The sequence below is a fragment of the Streptomyces sp. TBY4 genome (assembly GCF_024213195.1).
Lineage (GTDB): Bacteria > Actinomycetota > Actinomycetes > Streptomycetales > Streptomycetaceae > Streptomyces.
This window is the reverse complement of record NZ_JANAVF010000004.1, coordinates 555,249-573,004: the sequence shown is the minus strand read 5'-3', so window position 1 is coordinate 573,004 and position 17,756 is coordinate 555,249. Positions and strand designations below refer to the sequence as shown.

20 protein-coding genes are annotated in these 17,756 nt (G+C 73.5%); 7 read left to right on the top strand and 13 right to left on the bottom strand.

Features of this window, described 5'->3' with window-relative positions; translation table 11 throughout:
* Window positions 1-72: 72 nt before the first annotated feature.
* Window positions 73-738: an anti-sigma factor gene (locus tag NLX94_RS13375; RefSeq protein WP_374683940.1), complete on the bottom strand. Its 666-nt coding sequence runs from the start codon at window positions 736-738 to the stop codon at window positions 73-75.
* Window positions 735-1,514 (bottom strand): RNA polymerase sigma factor SigE, encoded by a 780-nt coding sequence (sigE, locus tag NLX94_RS13370; protein WP_254382889.1) that lies wholly within the window; start codon window positions 1,512-1,514, stop codon window positions 735-737. The genes NLX94_RS13375 and sigE overlap by 4 nt, the downstream gene beginning before the upstream one ends.
* A 143-nt stretch (window positions 1,515-1,657) precedes the next feature.
* Between sigE and NLX94_RS13365 the strand changes: the two genes are divergently transcribed.
* The gene (locus NLX94_RS13365; protein WP_243335946.1) at window positions 1,658-2,320 is read left to right on the top strand and encodes an O-methyltransferase; all 663 of its coding nucleotides are present in this window, start codon (window positions 1,658-1,660) and stop codon (window positions 2,318-2,320) included.
* Window positions 2,321-2,369: 49 nt separating this feature from the next.
* Here NLX94_RS13365 and NLX94_RS13360 read toward each other — a convergent pair whose 3' ends face one another.
* Window positions 2,370-2,987 carry a hypothetical protein gene (locus NLX94_RS13360; protein WP_254382888.1) on the bottom strand — a complete coding sequence of 206 codons (618 nt, stop codon included), beginning with the start codon at window positions 2,985-2,987 and terminating at the stop codon, window positions 2,370-2,372.
* Window positions 2,988-3,133: 146 nt separating this feature from the next.
* The gene (locus NLX94_RS13355; RefSeq protein ID WP_003966491.1) at window positions 3,134-3,301 is read right to left on the bottom strand and encodes a DUF3117 domain-containing protein; all 168 of its coding nucleotides are present in this window, start codon (window positions 3,299-3,301) and stop codon (window positions 3,134-3,136) included.
* Window positions 3,302-3,632: 331 nt separating this feature from the next.
* On the opposite strand from NLX94_RS13355, the gene NLX94_RS13350 reads away from it, so the two are divergent.
* Complete coding sequence (locus NLX94_RS13350; RefSeq protein ID WP_254382887.1) at window positions 3,633-4,436, top strand: enoyl-CoA hydratase/isomerase family protein; 804 nt, start codon at window positions 3,633-3,635, stop codon at window positions 4,434-4,436.
* 201 nt (window positions 4,437-4,637) lie between these two features.
* Here the strand turns inward: NLX94_RS13350 and NLX94_RS13345 are convergent, their stop codons facing one another.
* Together NLX94_RS13345 and NLX94_RS13340 are read right to left on the bottom strand one after the other, a co-directional pair.
* On the bottom strand, window positions 4,638-5,213 hold the full coding sequence (locus NLX94_RS13345; RefSeq protein ID WP_308402423.1) for a DNA-3-methyladenine glycosylase I: 576 nt from the start codon (window positions 5,211-5,213) through the stop codon (window positions 4,638-4,640).
* Entirely contained in the window at window positions 5,210-5,557 is a 348-nt protein-coding gene (locus NLX94_RS13340) for a DivIVA domain-containing protein (RefSeq protein ID WP_254382927.1), read from the bottom strand. Before NLX94_RS13340 ends, NLX94_RS13345 begins: the two co-directional genes overlap by 4 nt.
* A 77-nt stretch (window positions 5,558-5,634) precedes the next feature.
* On the opposite strand from NLX94_RS13340, the gene folP reads away from it, so the two are divergent.
* Window positions 5,635-6,495: a dihydropteroate synthase gene (folP, locus tag NLX94_RS13335; protein WP_254382886.1), complete on the top strand. Its 861-nt coding sequence runs from the start codon at window positions 5,635-5,637 to the stop codon at window positions 6,493-6,495.
* Between the two features lie 13 nt (window positions 6,496-6,508).
* On the opposite strand, the gene NLX94_RS13330 is transcribed toward folP, so the two are convergent.
* Both NLX94_RS13330 and dapE read right to left on the bottom strand, forming a co-directional pair.
* Window positions 6,509-7,267 (bottom strand): TIGR00730 family Rossman fold protein, encoded by a 759-nt coding sequence (locus tag NLX94_RS13330; RefSeq protein ID WP_254382885.1) that lies wholly within the window; start codon window positions 7,265-7,267, stop codon window positions 6,509-6,511.
* A gap of 64 nt (window positions 7,268-7,331) precedes the next feature.
* Window positions 7,332-8,411, bottom strand: coding sequence for a succinyl-diaminopimelate desuccinylase (gene dapE, locus NLX94_RS13325; protein ID WP_254382884.1), 1,080 nt, complete (start codon window positions 8,409-8,411; stop codon window positions 7,332-7,334).
* Window positions 8,412-8,498: 87 nt separating this feature from the next.
* Between dapE and NLX94_RS13320 the strand changes: the two genes are divergently transcribed.
* On the top strand, window positions 8,499-9,491 hold the full coding sequence (locus tag NLX94_RS13320) for a hypothetical protein (RefSeq protein WP_254382883.1): 993 nt from the start codon (window positions 8,499-8,501) through the stop codon (window positions 9,489-9,491).
* A gap of 227 nt (window positions 9,492-9,718) precedes the next feature.
* Complete coding sequence (locus NLX94_RS13315; RefSeq protein ID WP_254382882.1) at window positions 9,719-10,042, top strand: ATP-binding protein; 324 nt, start codon at window positions 9,719-9,721, stop codon at window positions 10,040-10,042.
* A gap of 89 nt (window positions 10,043-10,131) precedes the next feature.
* Here the strand turns inward: NLX94_RS13315 and dapC are convergent, their stop codons facing one another.
* Window positions 10,132-11,229, bottom strand: coding sequence for a succinyldiaminopimelate transaminase (dapC, locus tag NLX94_RS13310; protein ID WP_254382881.1), 1,098 nt, complete (start codon window positions 11,227-11,229; stop codon window positions 10,132-10,134).
* A gap of 129 nt (window positions 11,230-11,358) precedes the next feature.
* A complete protein-coding gene (gene fdxA, locus NLX94_RS13305; RefSeq protein ID WP_030868357.1) occupies window positions 11,359-11,688 on the bottom strand; it encodes a ferredoxin in 330 nt (109 codons plus the stop codon).
* 117 nt (window positions 11,689-11,805) lie between these two features.
* Between fdxA and NLX94_RS13300 the strand changes: the two genes are divergently transcribed.
* Together NLX94_RS13300 and NLX94_RS13295 are read left to right on the top strand one after the other, a co-directional pair.
* Complete coding sequence (locus NLX94_RS13300; RefSeq protein ID WP_254382880.1) at window positions 11,806-12,798, top strand: GNAT family N-acetyltransferase; 993 nt, start codon at window positions 11,806-11,808, stop codon at window positions 12,796-12,798.
* A complete protein-coding gene (locus NLX94_RS13295) occupies window positions 12,795-13,586 on the top strand; it encodes a transglutaminase-like domain-containing protein (RefSeq protein WP_254382879.1) in 792 nt (263 codons plus the stop codon). The genes NLX94_RS13300 and NLX94_RS13295 overlap by 4 nt, the downstream gene beginning before the upstream one ends.
* Window positions 13,587-13,903: 317 nt before the next feature.
* On the opposite strand, the gene NLX94_RS13290 is transcribed toward NLX94_RS13295, so the two are convergent.
* The 3 genes from NLX94_RS13290 to mshB all read right to left on the bottom strand — a co-directional run bounded on the left by NLX94_RS13290 (window position 13,904) and on the right by mshB (window position 17,694).
* Complete coding sequence (locus NLX94_RS13290; protein WP_308402422.1) at window positions 13,904-16,006, bottom strand: hypothetical protein; 2,103 nt, start codon at window positions 16,004-16,006, stop codon at window positions 13,904-13,906.
* A 390-nt stretch (window positions 16,007-16,396) separates the two neighbouring features.
* Entirely contained in the window at window positions 16,397-16,789 is a 393-nt protein-coding gene (locus NLX94_RS13285; protein WP_254382877.1) for a DUF6113 family protein, read from the bottom strand.
* Window positions 16,786-17,694, bottom strand: a complete 909-nt coding sequence (gene mshB / locus NLX94_RS13280; protein ID WP_254382876.1) for an N-acetyl-1-D-myo-inositol-2-amino-2-deoxy-alpha-D-glucopyranoside deacetylase — start codon at window positions 17,692-17,694, stop codon at window positions 16,786-16,788. The genes NLX94_RS13285 and mshB overlap by 4 nt, the downstream gene beginning before the upstream one ends.
* Window positions 17,695-17,756: the final 62 nt, after the last annotated feature.

The following is a 17,756-nucleotide window of genomic DNA, read 5'->3' as shown; positions in this document are numbered from 1 at the left end:
GCACACCGAGAGCACGCGCCAGACGCCGCGGGGCCGCCCTGCGGGCGGCCGGCGGGACTTTGCGGACACCCCCTAGCGGTACAGGGACACCGGGCGTGCGGAGCCGGTCGGGCGGGAGGGTGCCGGGGAGGCCGCGAGGGGGCTGACCGGGCGGAGCGTCGGGATGGTGCCCGGCTTCGGCAGCCGGTTCTCCCGGACCACCGCGTCGGCCACCGGTACGACGGGTCCCGTGCGCGCGGCCGGGGCCTCGCCGCGGGCATTGGGCTCGACCGCTTCCATGGGCAGCGAGCCGCCCAGCGCGATGGCGGCGAGCGACACCGCTCCGGCAGCCACGAACGCGAAGCGGCGCCGCTGCCGGCCCACCTCGTGTATCCGGAAGCCCTGCTGCTGCGGTGCGGCGGCGGCCGCGGGCGGAGCGAAGCCGAAGGACCCGAAGGGGTCGGAGCCCGCCGACGAACCGAACGGGCCGGAGGGCCCTGTTGGACCCTCGGGTCCGCCGCCCGGCAGCCCCTGCAGCCGTGCCAGCAGCCCGGCCGACAGCGGAGGCGGCGCGCTCTCCACGAACATGGTCTTCAGGCGCCGCTGCGCATCGGCCTCGGCCTTGCACTTGGCACACGTCGCCAGGTGCGCCAGTACCCGCTCGCGCGCGTCATGGCTCAACTCCCCGTCCACGAGGGCGGCGAGCCGGTCGCCCAGGTGGTGCTCGGCAGGAGAAGGGGAGGGACTGATCCCGCTCACTCGGCTCCGCCCTCTCCCCCGGTACCGGGGGCGCCCACCGCCACGCCGGCCATCGCGCGCTGCTCCGCACGGGCCTCGGGGGACCGGTGCTTGAGCGCCTTGCGCAGGTGGGAGCGGCCCCGGTGGATACGGCTGCGCACGGTGCCGAGCTTCACGCCGAGGGTCGCGGCGATCTCCTCGTAGGACAGGCCCTCGATGTCGCAGAGCACGACGGCCGCGCGGAACTCGGGCGCGAGGGTGTCCAGCGCCTGCTGCACGTCCGCGTCGAAGTGCGTGTCGTGGAGCACCTGCTGCGGGGACGGCTCACGGCTCGGCAGCCGCTCGGCGGCGTCGTCGGCGAGGGCGTCGAAGCGGATCCGCTGCTTGCGGCGGACCATGTCGAGGAAGAGGTTCGTGGTGATCCGGTGCAGCCAGCCCTCGAAGGTGCCGGGCGTGTACGTGGACAGCGAGCGGAAGACGCGGACGAAGACTTCCTGCGTCAGGTCCTCGGCGTCGTGCTGGTTGCCCGTCAGCCTGTAGGCGAGACGGTAGACCCGCGCACTGTGCGTGCTGACGATCTCCTCCCACGAGGGAGGGGTCCACGCCTGGGAGCCCGCATCGGCGGCGAAGGTCGCGGTGGTTGCGGTGTCTACGGTGCGGAAACGGTCAGCAATGTTGGTCACGGATTTCGGCTCACCGGCCGACCAGAAGAGGCGTCGGAGGACACCCCCACGATCCACAGGCGCAGCCGCACCTCCCCTGTCGGCTCTGGTGGTGTCCAGCGGAGTCCCTACCATAGCCACCCCTCCCGTCAGCTCTGGATAAGCGTTTTTGCAGTAACTTTGCACGGGCGCCGGGCCCCAGGCCGCTCTTGCGTCTCTACTGCTCTCAACGCCCGGTCCCATCTGCGGGTTCCCGACTCCAGCGGATACAGTCACCGTTGCGCCAACTATGGGGACAGGAGAGGGTCATTACCGGCAACCGGCAGACGAGCTGGGCGTTCGCCGACGCGTTTGTCGCCGAGGACGACGCTCTGCGATGGGCCCGCGACCGGTCCAGGGAAGCGGGGCTGCGCTCCGTCTCCCCCGGCACCGGGGCCGCGCTGCGCCTGCTCGCCGCCACCGCGGACGCGAAGGCCGTCGCCGAGATCGGCACCGGGACCGGCGTGTCCGGCATCCACCTCCTGCACGGAATGCGCGCCGACGGGGTCCTGACCACGGTGGATCCCGAAGCGGACCGGCAGGCCTTCGCCCGCCAGGCCTTCCGCGCCGCCGGCTTCGCGGGCAACCGCGCCCGCTTCATCCCGGGCCGCGCCCTGGACGTACTGCCCCGGCTGGCCGACGGCGGATACGACCTCGTCTTCTGCGACGGCGACCCCTCCGAGTCCCTCGACTACCTCGCTGAATCGTTGCGCCTGCTCCGCCCCGGCGGCCTCGTCTGCTTCGAGGGGGTCTTCTCGGACGGCCGTACGGTCGACTCCGCGGCCCAGCCGGTGGAGGTGCTCCGGGTCCGCGAGCTGCTGCGCAGCGTCCGCGAGAGCCCCGCCCTGGAGGCCGCTCTGCTCCCGGTGGGCGACGGCCTGCTCTGCGCGGTCCGGCGCTGAGCCGTCGGGCCGCTGTTCGCCGGCGGGCCGGCGGCTCGGGGCCGGCCGGTCAGCGCAGCAGCGCGAAGGTCAGCGCGGCCGTACCGCCCAGGGCGGTGCCGGCGAGGAGCTGAGCCGGGGTGTGCGCCTTCAGGACCAGCCGGGACCATCCCACGGCCGCGGCGAGCAGCACCGCGGGGAGCACCGCCGGGCCGAAGGCCAGGAGCAGGACCATCACCGTGCCGCCGGCCACCGACATGTGGATGGATATCTGCCAGCCGACCGTCACCAGCAGCGAGCAGACGAGGCCCACCAGCATCGCGACGACGAGCGCGAACACGTCGGCCGGGGCGCCGAGCACCCGCAGCAGGGTGATCCCCGCGAGGACCGAGACCAGGCTCAGCCCCATCGGGACCACCCGCTGGCGCCGGACCCGGATGTGCTGGTCGGTCAGCGCCCCGCGCCGTACCCCGAGCAGGATGATCCCGATCGGGACCACCCCGCAGAACAGGGCGCCGAGCAGGCCCCAGCCGAGACCGGACCACGACCCGGTGCTGTGCCAGCCGACCAGCAGGAGCTGGGCCACCACCAGGTTCGCCGGAGCCAGGGCCTCCGTGAGGACCCTGGCCGCCTTCTGGCGGGGCGTGCAGTCGGCGAAGGCCGGTGGAGCGGGCGGGGAGAAGGTCACGGCGGGGCTCCGGCGGTCACGGCCACGGCCACGGTTTCGGCGGGGGCCGCGGCGCCGCCCCCGGGACACAACACTGCCCCGGCCGCTTGGCGCGGCCGGGGCAGTGCAGAGAATGCAGCGAAAGTACGGTCAGCATCCCCGGGGGGTCAGCCGACGACCTTCTTCAGGGCGTCACCCAGGGCGTCCGCCTCGTCCGGAGTCAGCTCGACGACGAGCCGACCGCCGCCCTCGAGCGGTACGCGCATGACGATGCCCCGCCCCTCCTTGGTGACCTCGAGCGGGCCGTCGCCCGTCCGCGGCTTCATGGCCGCCATGCTCGTTCCCCTTCCTGAAACCAGTTCATCGTCAGCCGACGGCCCCATTCAGGCGCCTAGTACCCGGCATCGAACACATTGCTTCCAGGCCATTATCCCGCATGTCAGGACCCGATGACCAACATCGGCCGGGAACGCTTGTGCAACGCGCTTGACCAAAACCACTCATTTCGGGGACTCGCCTGCGATACTTCGCCGCCGCGCCACGAGTCCGCCCTTCCGTTTATTTGACGCACATCACATGTGCGTCCCCGGTCCGGTCCGCCATGCTGACCTTTGCACCGGCCGGTACCGGCCGGTAGCCAGCCCGCGACGAAGGGGGACCCCCGCCATGGCCGACAGCGTGCTCTACGAAGTGACCGACGGACTCGCCACCATCACCATCAACCGTCCCGAGGCCATGAACGCCATGAACACCGAGGCCAAGATCGCCCTGCGCGACGCGGCCCGGGCGGCGGCCGCGGACCCGGCGGTACGGGCGGTCCTGCTCACCGCCGCCGGCAACCGGGCGTTCTGCGTGGGCCAGGACCTCAAGGAGCACGTCGGGTTCCTCGCGGCCGACCGCGAGCACGGCTCCTCGCTGACCATGAACACCGTCGCGGAGCACTACAACCCGATCGTCCGGGCGCTGACGGAGATGCCGAAGCCGGTGGTCGCGGGCGTGAACGGGGTCGCGGCGGGCGCGGGCTTCGGCTTCGCCCTGGCGGCCGACTTCCGCGTGGTCGCGGACACCGCCTCCTTCAACACCTCCTTCGCGGGGGTCGCCCTGACGGCCGACTCCGGCGTTTCCTGGACGCTGCCCCGCCTGATCGGTGGCTCGCGCGCCTCCGACCTGCTGCTCTTCCCCCGGTCCGTGAAGGCCCAGGAGGCGCTGGAACTCGGCATCGCGAACCGTGTGGTCCCCTCGGAGGAGCTGGCGGCGCAGGCCCTGGCCGTGGCCCGGCGGCTGGCGGAGGGCCCGACGGTCGCCTACGCGGCGCTGAAGGAGTCCCTGGCGTACGGGGCCTCCCGCTCCCTCTCCGACGCCCTGGACCGCGAGGACGTCCTCCAGGCCCGCGCCGGAGCCTCCGAGGACCACGGCATCGCCGTCGAAGCCTTCCTCGCGAAGCAGGCTCCGCGGTACCTGGGCCGCTAACGGCTCCGCCGGGGGGGCGGGCACCGCTGCGCGGTCGCGGGCAGCCGCTGCGCGGGGCGGAGTCCCCTACCCGCCCTTCGCCCGTTCCCCGGGCTGCGCCCGGACCCCTCCTGGGGCTCCGCCCCAGACCCCGCGCCTCAAACGCCGGCGGGGCTGGAATTGCCCTGCGGGCCGGGACCGGCCGGACCCGGCCGGGTCAGGTCAGGTCAGGTCGCGGGCCACGCAGTGCGACAGGTGGTCGTTGACCAGGCCGCAGGCTTGCATCAGGGCGTAGGCCGTCGTCGGGCCCACGAAGCGGATCCCCGCCTTCTTCAGGGCCTTGGCCAGGGCCGTGGACTCCGGGGTCACCGCCGGGATCTCGGTGGTGCTCTTCGGGGCCCGCCCCGGCGCCGGCGCGTGGGACCAGATCAGGGCGTCCAGTTCGCCCGGCTCCCACCCGGCCAGGGTCTTCGCGTTGGCGAGGGTCGCCTCGATCTTGGCCCGGTTGCGGATGATCCCCTCGTCGGCGAGGAGCCGTTCCGCGTCCGCCGCCCCGAACTCCGCCACCTCGGCGATCCGGAAACCCGCGAAGGCCGTACGGAACCCCTCCCGCCGGCGCAGGATCGTCAGCCAGGACAGCCCGGACTGGAAGGCCTCCAGGCACAGCCGCTCGTAGAGCGCGTCGTCGCCGTGGACCGGGCGGCCCCACTCCGTGTCGTGGTACGCGATGTAGTCCTCGGTGGCCAGCCCCCAGGGGCACCGCAGCCCCCCGTCGGGGCCGGCGACCACCCCGCTCACTGCTCGGCGGCCTTGGTGAGGTCCACGGCGGCATCGGCGGGCGCGGCCGCACCGGCAGCCGCCGCCGTCAGCTCGGCGATCCGCGCGTCGCGCTCCGCCAGCTCCGCCGCCAGCCGCTCCAGTACGTCGTCCACGTCGGACATCCGGTAGCCGCGCGGGGCCACGGGCAGCCGCAGCTCGTCGATGTCCGCCCGTACGACGGGCCGGTTCTCCGGCAGGGCGTCGGACAGCCGGTCGGGCTCGGCCTCCGGCAGCACGGCCTCGGACCCCCCGCCGGCCACCGCGAGGGTGACTCCCGCGACGACCACGACCAGCGCGATGAGCAAGAACGCGAACACGATCAACTCCCCTGAGAAGACTCCGGCCACCAGGTTAAGGTCGCAGGCGAGGCGCGAGGGTCGCCGAAGGAGGAAAGAGCGGGATGCTGCGACTGGGCGGGCGCGAGTTCGACGACCACGAGCCGGTGATCATGGCCATCGTGAACCGGACCCCTGACTCCTTCTACGACCAGGGAGCGACCTTCCGCGACGAGCCGGCCCTGGACCGGGTCGAGCAGGCGGTGGCCGAGGGCGCCGCGATCATCGACATCGGCGGGGTGAAGGCCGGTCCCGGCGAGCACGTGGACGCGGCGGAGGAGGCCCGGCGCACGGTGGGCTTCGTCGCCGAGGTCCGCCGCCGCCATCCCGACGTGGTGATCAGCGTCGACACCTGGCGGCACGAGGTCGGCGAGGCGGTCTGCGAGGCCGGGGCCGATCTGCTGAACGACGCGTGGGGCGGGGTGGACCCGAAGCTCGCGGAGGTCGCCGCGCGCTACGGCGCGGGCATCGTCTGCACCCACGCCGGCGGGGCCGAGCCGCGGACCCGGCCGCACCGGACGGCGTACGAGGACGTGATGGAGGACATCCTGCGCGTCACGGTCGGCCTGGCCGAGCGCGCGGCGGCGCTGGGCGTCCCCCGCGAGTCGATCATGATCGACCCGGGCCACGATTTCGGGAAGAACACCCGCCACTCCCTGGAGGCCACCCGCCGCCTCGCGGAGATGACGGAGACGGGCTGGCCGGTCCTGGTCTCCCTGTCCAACAAGGACTTCGTCGGCGAGACCCTCGACAAGCCGGTCAAGGAACGCCTCTTGGGCACCCTGGCCACGACGGCCGTCTCGGCCTGGCTCGGCGCCCAGGTCTACCGCGTCCACGAGGTGGCGGAGACCAGGCAGATCCTGGACATGGTCCGCTCCATCCAGGGCCACCGGCCCCCGGCGGTCGCCCGCCGGGGGCTGGCATAGCGGTCAGAGGCTCCTACCTAGCGACTTCCTTCGTCACGAGGGCGATCGCCTCGTCCACGTCGTCGGTGACGTGGAAGAGGTAGAGGTCCTTCTCCGAGGCCTTGCCCTGGGCGATGACCGTGTTCTTCAGCCAGTCGATGAGCCCGCTCCAGTACGCCGTGCCGAACAGCACGATCGGGAAGCGGGTGATCTTCTGCGTCTGGACCAGGGTCAGGGCCTCGAAGAGCTCGTCGAGGGTGCCGAGTCCGCCCGGCAGGACCACGAAGCCCTGGCTGTACTTCACGAACATCGTCTTGCGGACGAAGAAGTAGCGGAAGTTCAGCCCGAGGTCGACGTGCTGGTTGAGCCCCTGCTCGAAGGGGAGCTCGATGCCCAGGCCCACCGAGATGCCGTTGGCCTCCCGCGCGCCCTTGTTGGCCGCCTCCATCGCGCCCGGGCCACCGCCCGTGATCACCGCGAACCCGGCCTCCACGAGCGCGCCGCCGATCCGCACGCCCGCCTCGTACTCCGGCGAGCCCGCCGGAGTCCGGGCGGAGCCGAACACGCTGATCGCCGGCGGCAGCTCCGCCAGCGTGCCGAAGCCCTCGATGAACTCCGACTGGATGCGCAGGACCCGCCACGGATCGGTGTGCACCCACTCGGAGGGCCCGGCCGAATCCAGCAGCCGCTGGTCCGTCGTACTGCCGGCCTGCACCTGGCCCCGCCTCCTCAGCACCGGCCCGAGCTGCTGCTCCTCGGGCCGACGACGAGCGGACCCTTCAGGGTTGCCCATGATGTGCTCCCTCCTGCTGATCGTTGGATCAGGTTAGGCGCACAAAGGTGACGAGAAGGGGAATTCAGGAGGTCAGCCAAGCTCGGAGTCGTTCCTCGCAGTGGAGGATGGCCTTCGTTTCCACGCGTTCGTCGGCCTTGTGGGCCAGGAGGGCGTCGCCCGGGCCGTAGTTGACCGCCGGGACGCCGAGGGCGCTGAAGCGGGAGACGTCCGTCCAGCCGAACTTCGGCATGGCGTGTCCGCCGACGGCCTCCATGAAGGCCGCGGCGGCCGGGTGGGAGAGGCCGGGGAGGGCGCCGGGCGAGAGGTCGTCGATGACGAACTCGTCGATGTCGCAGTCGGCGAAGACCTCGCGGACGTGGGCGATCGCCTCGTCGGTGGTCCGGTCGGGGGCGAAGCGGAAGTTGACCGTGACCGTGCAGGCGTGCGGGATGACGTTGTTGGCGACGCCGCCGTCGATGCGGACCGCGTTGAGGCCCTCGCGGTACTCCAGGCCGTCGATCACGGGCTTGCGGGGCTCGTACGCCGCCAGCTTGGCCAGGATCGGGCTCGCCGCGTGGATGGCGTTGGAGCCCATCCAGCTGCGCGCGGAGTGGGCGCGCTCGCCGGCGGTGCGGAGCAGGACGCGCAGGGTGCCCTGGCAGCCGCCCTCGACCTCGGCGTTGGAGGGTTCGAGGAGGACGGCGAAGTCGCCGGTCAGCCAGTCGGGGTGGGCTTCGGCGACCTTGCCGAGGCCGTTGAGGTCGGCCGCGACCTCTTCCTGGTCGTAGAAGACGAAGGTGAGGTCCCGGTTGGGTTCGGGGACCGTGGCGGCGATGCGCAGCTGTACGGCGACGCCCGACTTCATGTCGGTGGTGCCGCAGCCCCACAGGACGTCGTTCTCGTCGAGGCGGGAGGGCACGTTGTCGGCGATCGGCACGGTGTCGAGGTGCCCGGCGAGTACGACGCGTTCGGCGCGGCCCAGGTGCGTGCGCGCGACCACGTTGTTGCCGAAGCGGTCCACGGTCAGGTGCGGCAGGGCGCGCAAGGCGTGTTCCACGAGGTCGGCGAGTACCTTCTCGTCGCCGCTCACGGAGGGGATGTCGACGAGCCGGGCGGTCAGCTCGGCGGCGTCCAGGGTGAGGTCCAGCTCGGATTCGGACATGGAGCTGACCCTAACGCCCCGGGCTGCGGCGAAGCCTTGTCCGTCCGGCCGATGGACGCGTCATGTGGCTCAAGTACGGTGGGCGGCGTGCCGCAGACCGATCCCCCCCGCCCCCGCCGCCGCCGTCGCCCGCTCCGCTGGGCCGCGGGCTTCCTGGTGCTGGTGGCGGTCGCCGGGTACTTCGTCGTGCAGCGCGCGTCGAACGACAACGGCGGCGTGCCCTACTGCACGGCTTCGGCCGACGGGAAGAGCGGCCCGAAGGGCTCCGGCCAGTTCGACGAGATCTCCCCCGAGCAGGCCTCGAACGCGGCGACGATAGCCGCCGTGGGGGTCGCCAAGGGGATGCCCGACCGGGCCGTGACCATCGCGCTGGCGACCGCCATGCAGGAGTCGGCCCTGCGCAACCTCGACCACGGCGACCGCGATTCGCTGGGCCTGTTCCAGCAGCGGCCCTCGCAGGGCTGGGGCACCCCGGAGCAGATCATGGACCCGGTGTACTCGGCCGGGATCTTCTACGACCGGCTGGCCGAGATCAAGGGGTACTCGCGGCTCCCGCTGACGGTGGCGGCGCAGAAGGTGCAGCTGAGCGGTTTCCCCCAGGCCTACGCGAAGCACGAGCCGGAGGCCACCGTGCTGACCGGGGCCTTCACCGGCACCGGCCACCTGACCTGCACCGGGCCGGCGCCCGCCCGGGCCGGCGATCCGGCGAAGGTCCGGGCGGAGCTGACCCGGCTGCTCGGCAAGAACCCCCTCTACACGCTGCCCGCCGCCGCGGGCGCCCCGGCCTCCGGGAAGGGCTCCGGGAGCGCCCCCGAGTCCGAGGTGACCCTGGTGGCGAAGCCCGGCGGCGGGGATCCGGCGGCGCGGACCGGCCAGGTGCTCGCGCAGTGGGCGGTGGCCGGCTCCCGTGAGCTGGGGATCACGCGGGTCTCGTACGACGGCCGGTCCTGGGTCGCGGGCAAGGACGGCGACCGGTGGCAGGAGCGGGGCGCGGCGGGTGCGGGTGCCGGTGCCGGGAACTCCGCGGGGGATCCCGGGGCCGCCGGTCCGGGCCAGGTACGGATCTTCGTGCGCGGCTGAGTCCCGCTGGACGGGCGTGCGAGGCGTCCCCCGTCCGGGGGTGACCCGTACGGCGGACACGGGGCTCCGGGCGGGCGTACAACCGCAGGTGGGGGCGGGTTCCGGGCGCTCTTCCCGGAAGCCGATTAAACGATCCGTTACTGATCCTTTACCCACCGGCTCCGCAACTCGCGCCCCCCTCCGGGCGGTTGTCACGGCGTACTCAGCCGCTACCGCTTAGGAGCAACATGTCCCTCCCCCTGACCCGCCGGATCGCCCGTGCCGCGCTGCTCCTGGCAGCCGGGGCAGCGCCCGTGGTCGGTGCGGCCGGCGCGGCCAGCGCCGCGGGCCTGGAGTCCGTGCCGAAGCTGGACGCGGTCACCGCGCCGGACGCGACGGTCGACGCCGCGGGTGACACCGTGACCGGTGCCGTCCCCGCCTCCACCCTGCCGGCGCCTGCCCCCACCGACGAGGTGACCGGCGCGGCCGGCAGCCTGCTGGCGGGGCTCCCGCTCGCGGGTGGCGGCCTGCCCGGCGGTGGCCTGCCCGGCGGGCTGCCCGGCCTCGGCTAGGCGCTGCCGCGCACAGAAGACGCCGAGGGGCCCGGGAGCACGAACTCCCGGGCCCCTCGGGCCGTCTGCACGTTCACGTGGAGGCTGGATTACCCCAGCCGCTTGACCGCCGCCGCGACGCGTTCGTCCGTGGCCGTGAAGGCGACGCGGACGAAGTGCGCGCCCGCCACTCCGTAGAAGTCGCCCGGTGCGACCAGGATGCCCAGGTCGGCCAGGTGGGCGACCGTGTCCCAGCAGGGCTCGTCCCGGGTCACCCACAGGTACAGGCTGGCCTCGCTGTGCTCGACGCGGAAGCCGTGCGCCTCCAGGGCCGTGCGCAGCGCCGCGCGGCGGGCCGCGTAGCGCACCCGCTGCTCCTCGACGTGCGCGTCGTCGCCCAGGGCCGCGACGGTGGCCGCCTGCACCGGGGCCGGGGTCATCATGCCGCCGTGCTTGCGGATCTGGAGCAGCTCGCCCAGGACCTCGGCGTCACCGGCGACGAAGGCCGCCCGGTAGCCGGCCAGGTTGGACCGCTTGGAGAGCGAGTGGACGGCGACGATGCCCTCGTACGAGCCGCCGCAGACCTCGTCGTGCAGGACGGAGACGGGCTCGGCCTCCCAGCCCAGTTCCAGGTAGCACTCGTCGCTGAAGAGCAGGATCCCGTGCTCGCGCGCCCAGGCCACGATCCGTACGAGCTCCTCCTTGGGGAGGACCTTGCCGGTGGGGTTGGACGGGGAGTTGAGCCACAGCAGCTTCACGCGGGCCGGGTCGAGATCGGTGGTGGGGTCGTCGTAGACCACCGGCTCGGCGCCGCACAGCCGCGCGCCGACCTCGTACGTCGGGTAGGCCAGCCGGGGGTACGCCACCTGGTCGCCGGCGCCCAGGCCCAGCTGGGTGGGCAGCCAGGCCACCAGTTCCTTGGAGCCGACGACCGGCAGGACGTTGCCGTGCCCGGCGGCGCTCGCGCCGAGGCGGCCGCGCACCCAGCCGGTGATCGCGTCGCGCAGGGCGGGGGTGCCCCACACGGTGGGGTAGCCCGGGGAGTCCGCGGCCTCGATCAGGGCCCGCTGGATCAGCTCCGGCACCGGGTCGACGGGGGTGCCGACGGAGAGGTCGACGATCCCGTCCGGGTGGGCCGCCGCCGTCGCCTTGTAGGGCTCCAGCTTGTCCCAGGGGAAGACGGGGAGACGGGCTGAGACTGCGGCCACGTTGCGCGCTCGCTTTCCGGTGTCGCGTGTTGCGTGTTGCGTTGTTCAGGGTCCAGTCGAAACACCTCGGTCCCGTGCGGCTGCGAGCCGTACGGGACCGAGGGACGCGCGTGGGGCGGTACCCGACCGTCAGTGGCTCGGGTTGATGTCCGCCGGAAGCGCTGCGATGAAGGGGTGGTCGCGCTCGATCAGGCCGAGCTTGGAAGCACCACCGGGCGAACCGAGCTCGTCGAAGAACTCGACGTTCGCCTTGTAGTAGTCCTTCCACTCCTCCGGGGTGTCGTCCTCGTAGAAGATGGCCTCGACCGGGCAGACCGGCTCACACGCACCACAGTCGACGCACTCGTCCGGGTGGATGTACAAGGACCGCTGGCCCTCGTAGATGCAGTCGACGGGGCACTCTTCGATGCATGCCTTGTCCTTGACGTCGACACAAGGCTCCGCGATGACGTAGGTCACGCTCTCGTTCCTCCTCATAAGGGCTTTCCATATCGCGCGGGAGCGCGGCGTCGTCGATGCCCGCCTCTAGTATCTCCGTTCCCGGGCACGATCCGAACAGGAGGGGCGTAGAGAGCTGTGGAAATCACTGCCGGTGGACGGCTGGAGATCCGGATCACACCGGCTGACGTGGGTAAACGTGTCTCTGTGCGACGGGTGGAGCACGGCTCTGCCGGGACCCCCTCGTTCACGGACACCGTAGGGGTTCTCACATCCTGGAACGCGGGTGTGGTGACGATCACACGAAAGACCGGCGAGTCCGTCCGCATCGCGGAATCCTCGCTGGTCGCGGGCAAGGTGGTACCGGCCGCGCCGGCCCGCCGCAGGGGGCCCGCGGCCTCCTTCGAGGAGCTCGCGCGGGTCTGCGCACGGGCCTGGGTGCCGCTGGAGAGCGAGCCGCTGGGCGAGTGGACGCTGCGCGCGGCCGGCGGATTCACCCGCCGGGCCAACTCCGTCCTGCCGCTCGGCGATCCCGGGGCTCCGCTGGACGATGCACTCGCGCGGGTGACCTCCTGGTACGCGGACAGGGGCCTTCCGGCCTACGTCCAGACCGCCACGGGCGCCGCGGGCACGCAGGAGCTGCTGTGCGCGGAGCTGGAGGACCGGGGCTGGGTCCGCGAGGTGTCGGCGGAGATCCAGGTCGGCGGGCTGGCGGCGGTGGCGGACCTGGACGTGGACGATGCCGTGGTCGCGGGCGTACGGCTGACCCGTACCCCGGACGAGGACTGGCTCTCCCGCTACGGGCGGGTCAAGGACCCGGAGACCGCCCGCCGGGTGCTGACGGCGGGGCCCTCGGTGTGGTTCGCGGCGGTGCCCGGCCAGGCGATCGGGCGGCTCGTGGTGGACGGCCGGTGGGCCGGGTTCGCGGCCGTCGAGGTGGACCCCGCGCACCGGCGCCGCGGCCTCGCCACGGCGGTGATGGCGGCGCTGGCGCGGCGCGCGCTGGAGGAGGGCGCCTCGGCGGCCTGGCTCCAGGTGGAGAGCGAGAACACCGGGGCGCGGGCGCTGTACGCGGGGATGGGCTTCGGGATCCACCACGCCTACCACCACTACCGCCGGGCGGACCGGTGACCTCGCCCTGGCGGGAGCAGTTCGCCGCCGAGGCGCGGGCGGAGCGGCCCGACCTGGCCGTGCTGTGCCTGCTGCTGGCGGCGGAGGGGGACCCGGAGCTCGACGAACGGGCCATGGACTGGGCGCAGATCGAGCTGGACCGGCTGGCGGGGATGCTGCCGTACGGGCTGCGGGGCGCCCGCGCGTGGGCTTCGGCGGTGTCCGAACTGCTGGGCGGGCGGCTGGGGTTCCACGGCACCCCGGCCGACTACGAACGGCTCTCGTCCTCGCTGCTGCACGAGGTGCTGCGGCGGCGCCGGGGGCTGCCGATCCTGCTGTCCGTGGTCTGGCTGGAGGTGGCCCGGCGGGCCGGGGCGCCGGTGTACGGGCTGGCCTTGCCGGGGCACTTCGTGGTGGGCTTCGGGGATCCGGAGGAGGGCGTGGTCGTCGACCCCTTCGCGGGGGGCGCCTCGCTCGGCGCGGGTCCTGCGGAGCTGGCGGAGGGGCCCCGGGTCGCCGCGCGGACGCTGGACATCGTGCTGCGGATCCTGAACAACATCCGGGTGTGGGCCTCGTCGCGGCCCGAGCACTCGGGGGTGGCGCTGTGGGCGCTGGACCTGGCGCTGCTGCTGCCCTCGCATCCGGCGGCGCTGCGGTACGAGCGGGCGAAGCTGATGGTGGAGCGGGGGGACTTCGTGGCCGGGGCGGCGGAGATGGACGCCTACGCGGTGGTCGTGGACGTGATCGATCCGCCTGCGGCGGGGCGGATCCGGGCGGAGGCGATGGCGGCGCGGGCCTTGCTGAACTAGCCCGCCTGCTTCTTTTCGCTGCGCGGGGCGAAGTCCCCGCGGGACCCTTTGCCGCTGCGCGGGGCGAAGTCCCTGCGGGACCCTTGCCGCTGCGCGGGGCTGTCCCCTACCCGCCCTTCGCCCGTTCCCCGGGCGCTGCCCGGACCCCGGTCCTCAAACGCCGGACGGGCTGGGGGTACCGGGCTGCGCCCGGACCCCTTTCGGGGCTCCGCCCCGGCCCCCGGTCCTCAAACGCCGGACGGCTGGAGAGGCGTCGGCCGGGCTGAAAATGCCGAAGCCCCTGCCCCGTTCGGGGAGGGGCTTCGGGGTGGGTGGGGTCAGCTCGGGTTGGTGTCGATGACCGCGGTGCGTTCGGCGGCGTTCTTGCCGCGGAGGGCCTTGCCGAGGACTCCGGCGACGTCCTGCGGGGTGACCGCGGTCTTCTCGCCGGTGCCGCGCATGATCAGGACACCGTCGAAGGTGTTCCCGTAGGCCGTCTTGAGGGCCTCCAGGTCGTACTTCTCGACCAGGTGGCCGTCCACGGCCTGCATGCTCAGGATCTTCGGCAGGGACTTGGGGCCCAGCGGGATGGACTTGGTGCCCGCCTTGACGAGGACCGGGGCCGACATCGCGGGCTCGGCGAACTCCTTCATCGCCCGGTCCAGTTCGTCCTGGCCGACGACCGGGTCCTTGGTGGCGACCGGCAGTTCGGGGGGCGCGGCCTGGCCCTTGGCGACCATCTCGCGGAAGGCCTTGTTCACCAGCTCGACGGATCCGTCCACATCGAGTGTGGAACCGGCCTTGCCGGGGACGGCGACGGCCTTGCCGGTGTCGAAGGTGATGGTGCCCTCGGTGGCGGAGCCGGCGGTTCCGGCCAGCTCCTGGAGGGCGACCCGCAGCTTCTCCTCGTCGGTGGGCATGACCGCCTCGGCCTCGCGCACGCTGCCGAACAGGGAGCCGATGACCGTGACCGGGTTGTAGTCGCTGCCCGCCGCGTTGCGGACGGTGGTCTGGCTGTCCAGGCTCAGGCCGGCCTTCTCGGGCTTCAGCTCGACCGGCTTGCCGCCGACCAGGAGCTGGAGCGGGGCGACGGCACGGTTGCCGAAGGAGGTCTGGAGCTTGGCGACGGCCTCGTCGCGGCTGCCGCTGATGTCGACGCCGAGCACGGTGGTGCCCTTGGGGACGTCGGAGTGGTTGAGGAGCAGGCCGGCTCCGTAGGCCACGCCGACCAGCCCGAAGAGGGCTCCCCCGACGAGGACCAGCTTGTTGCGGCCCTTCTTGGCGGGGCGCGCCGGGGCCGGCGCGGGAGCCTGCGCCCTGGCCTTGCCGGCGGGCGCCGGGGTGGGCACGGGCGCGGGCTGCGGGTGTCCGGCGGAGTTCAGCTCGGGGCCGGGCCAGCTCGGCTCCTGCGCCCTTCCCACCGGTACGGAGCCCAGCGCGGGCCCGCCGGTCGGCCCGTCCGGGGCGGCACCGGGGCCGAACCAGGCGGGGGCGCGCAGGGCCTGGGTGGCGGGATCGTCACCGGGCCCGGAGCCGTACGCGGCTCCGGCGCCGGCCGGCGGGGGCACGGGCGGGCCGGCCGGTCCGGGTCCCTGCGCGGGGCCCGCGGGGGCGCCCGTACGGGGAGCGCCGGGGCCGGCGGGCGCCGCGGGGTACCCGGTGCCCACACCGGGGCCTCCGGGGACACCGGGGCCCATCGGCGCGCCCGGGCGCGGCCCTGCCGAGCCCGGGGCGAAGCCCTGCTGCGCGGCGGGCCCGTCGAAGCGCGGGCCACCGGCCTGAGCCGGGGCGGAACCGCCACCGGGGGCACCGGGGCCACCGGGGCCACCGGGGCGGGAGCCGATCGGCACACCGGAGCCGGGACCCATCGGCGCACCCGGGCCGGAGCCCATCGGCGCACCGGGACCGGAACCCATGGGCGCACCGGAGCCGGGACCCATCGGCGCACCGGGACCGGGACCCATCGGCGCACCGGGACCGGGACCCATCGGCGCACCGGAGCCCGAGCCCATCGGCGCACCCGGGCCGGGGCCCATGGGTGCGCCCGGGCGCGGGCCCGCCGGGCCCTGGGCGAAGTCCTGCCGCGGGGGGCCGTCGACGCGCGGGCCGCCGGCCTGGGTCGGGGCCGGGCCGCGTGCCGGGGCCGGGGTCTGGGCCGGGGCCGGTGTCTGAGCCTGCGCGGGGGCGGCTGCGGAAGGCGCCTTGCGCGGTGCGAACCAGTTGCTGGCGGTGCCCTCGCCCTGACCGGGCTCGGGTGCGGCCGCCGGGGCGGCGGGCTCCGGCTCGGGCGCCGCTTCGGCTTCGGGCATGGTCTGGCGTACGACCACGGGCGGAATCGGCCGCGAACCCGGGATGTTGATCCGGATCCGGGTCGTCAGCTGGGTCTCCGTCTTCGGCCCGTCGGAATCGGGTGTGGACGGCTTCGCGGGCGGTGCGGTCACTGAACTCTCCTCCGGGATGGTCGCCGCGCCCGGACCGGGGGGCACCGTCTTGGACGGGTACTGGCCTGATCCGTACGGCGCCGCACCCGAGGGGTAGGCGGCTGTGCCGCGCCCGTTGGGCCCGGCGGACGGACTGTCAGTTTCTCGGCTCAAGGCAGGTTCTCCCGATCGGCTCCGCCGCCCGTCATAGCGTGCGCGGGCAGCTCGGCGGCCGGTCCACCATACTGGCCACCGCCCGCGCGCACCCGGCCGCCGGGAACGAAGGATTCCCCTTGACCTCCCGTACGCCCCCTCCGCGCACCCGCCGAGCGCCTGCCGCCCGGCCGCGGCCGGTCCGCGAACGCACCGGCCGGGCCGCTCGTCAAGGCGTCGGGCGCGGCCGACGCCGCGTCACCCGGCCTTGCCGGCGGCCGAAAGCGGCCTGTCCCCCGGAATGCTCATCGTGGCGCACATCACAGCGAGCACCACTCCGCCCAAAAGGTAGACGTACATGCTGATTCCGGACGAACCGAGGAGGAAGTCCCCCTCGGGCCGGGGCACGCTGAGCATCACGTAGGCGAGGAACCAGCCGCCCGTGGCCGCTCCCACCCCGATGCCGGTGCCCAGGGCGATCCTGGCCCCGAGGAACAGGCCGAGGAGGGCGAGGAGGGCGAGCACCAGACCGCCCGGGAACCACAGGTCGACGACGAGCCAGCCGGCCGCGCCGGTGAGCAGCCCGGCCACCAACAGGCCCAGCAGGGCGGCGATCCGCCCCCCGTTCCACATTCCGACCGCTCCGGTCATGCCCGGACCCCCGCGAAGAGGTCGCGCTCGCGCTCGCCCGCGGGGACGCCCGCCACGCCCTCGGCCAACTCGTAGTACTCGTGGGTGAACAGCGGCTGCGCCAGGTCGTTGGAGAGCGCGAAGAAGGGGCCGTCCACCGCGATCTGGGTGGCGTGGGCGCGCATCGCCGCGGTCTTGGCGGCCACGAACGCCTGCTCGGCGGCCTCGTCCCCGCCGATCTCGGCGGTGATCCGCTCGTCGGCGACCACGCCGGGCACGTCGTCCGGGGCGGCCGGCGCCGGGAAGGGCACCTCGCTCCCGGCCTCGCGCAGCCGGGCGAAGCCCTCCTCGACGACCGTGCGCGGGACGCGGTTCCAGTAGAGCTTCTGGATGGCGTGCGCCGACCCGAGGTCCCTGCGGTACGTGGGCTCCGCGGCCAGTTCGGCGGCGCGGGTGGCGACGCGGTGGGCCTGGATGTGGTCGGGGTGGCCGTAGCCGCCGTTCGGGTCGTAGGTGACGAGGACCTGGGGGCGCAGTTCGCGGATCACCTCTACGAGGTACCCCGCCGCCTCGTCCACGTCCGCGGACCAGAAGGCGCCGGGCCGGCGGTTCTGTTCGGCGCCCATCATCCCGGAGTCCCGGAAGCGGCCGGGGCCGCCGAGGAACCGGTGGTCGAAGACGCCCAGTTCCTTCATGGCCTCGGCGAGCTCGCCGATGCGGTGGGTGCCGAGGGTGTCGTCGCGGTCGGACGTCAGGTGGGCGAGGCCGGGCGGGATGACCTCACCCTCCTCGCCGAGGGTGCAGGTCACCAACGCGACATGGACGCCCTCGGCCGCGTACTTGGCCATGGTGACGCCGTTGTTGATCGACTCGTCGTCCGGGTGCGCGTGCACGAGGAGGAGCCGACGGGCGGGAAGACCGTTCATGGGGTCACCCTACGAGGAAAGCGGTGAACGGACGCTTCTGCCGCCCTGAACCCCACGCGGCG

Bases quoted from the DNA above. Each gene is read 5' to 3' on its own strand.
- sigE (WP_254382889.1), bottom strand. From the start codon at position 1,514: ATGGTAGGGACTCCGCTGGACACCACCAGAGCCGACAGGGGAGGTGCG.
- NLX94_RS13355 (WP_003966491.1), bottom strand. From the start codon at position 3,301: ATGGCGGCCATGAAGCCGCGGACGGGCGACGGCCCGCTCGAGGTCACC.
- NLX94_RS13350 (WP_254382887.1), top strand. From the start codon at position 3,633: ATGGCCGACAGCGTGCTCTACGAAGTGACCGACGGACTCGCCACCATC.
- folP (WP_254382886.1), top strand. From the start codon at position 5,635: ATGCTGCGACTGGGCGGGCGCGAGTTCGACGACCACGAGCCGGTGATC.
- NLX94_RS13330 (WP_254382885.1), bottom strand. From the start codon at position 7,267: ATGGGCAACCCTGAAGGGTCCGCTCGTCGTCGGCCCGAGGAGCAGCAG.
- dapE (WP_254382884.1), bottom strand. From the start codon at position 8,411: ATGTCCGAATCCGAGCTGGACCTCACCCTGGACGCCGCCGAGCTGACC.
- NLX94_RS13315 (WP_254382882.1), top strand. From the start codon at position 9,719: ATGTCCCTCCCCCTGACCCGCCGGATCGCCCGTGCCGCGCTGCTCCTG.
- NLX94_RS13285 (WP_254382877.1), bottom strand. From the start codon at position 16,789: ATGACCGGAGCGGTCGGAATGTGGAACGGGGGGCGGATCGCCGCCCTG.
- mshB (WP_254382876.1), bottom strand. From the start codon at position 17,694: ATGAACGGTCTTCCCGCCCGTCGGCTCCTCCTCGTGCACGCGCACCCG.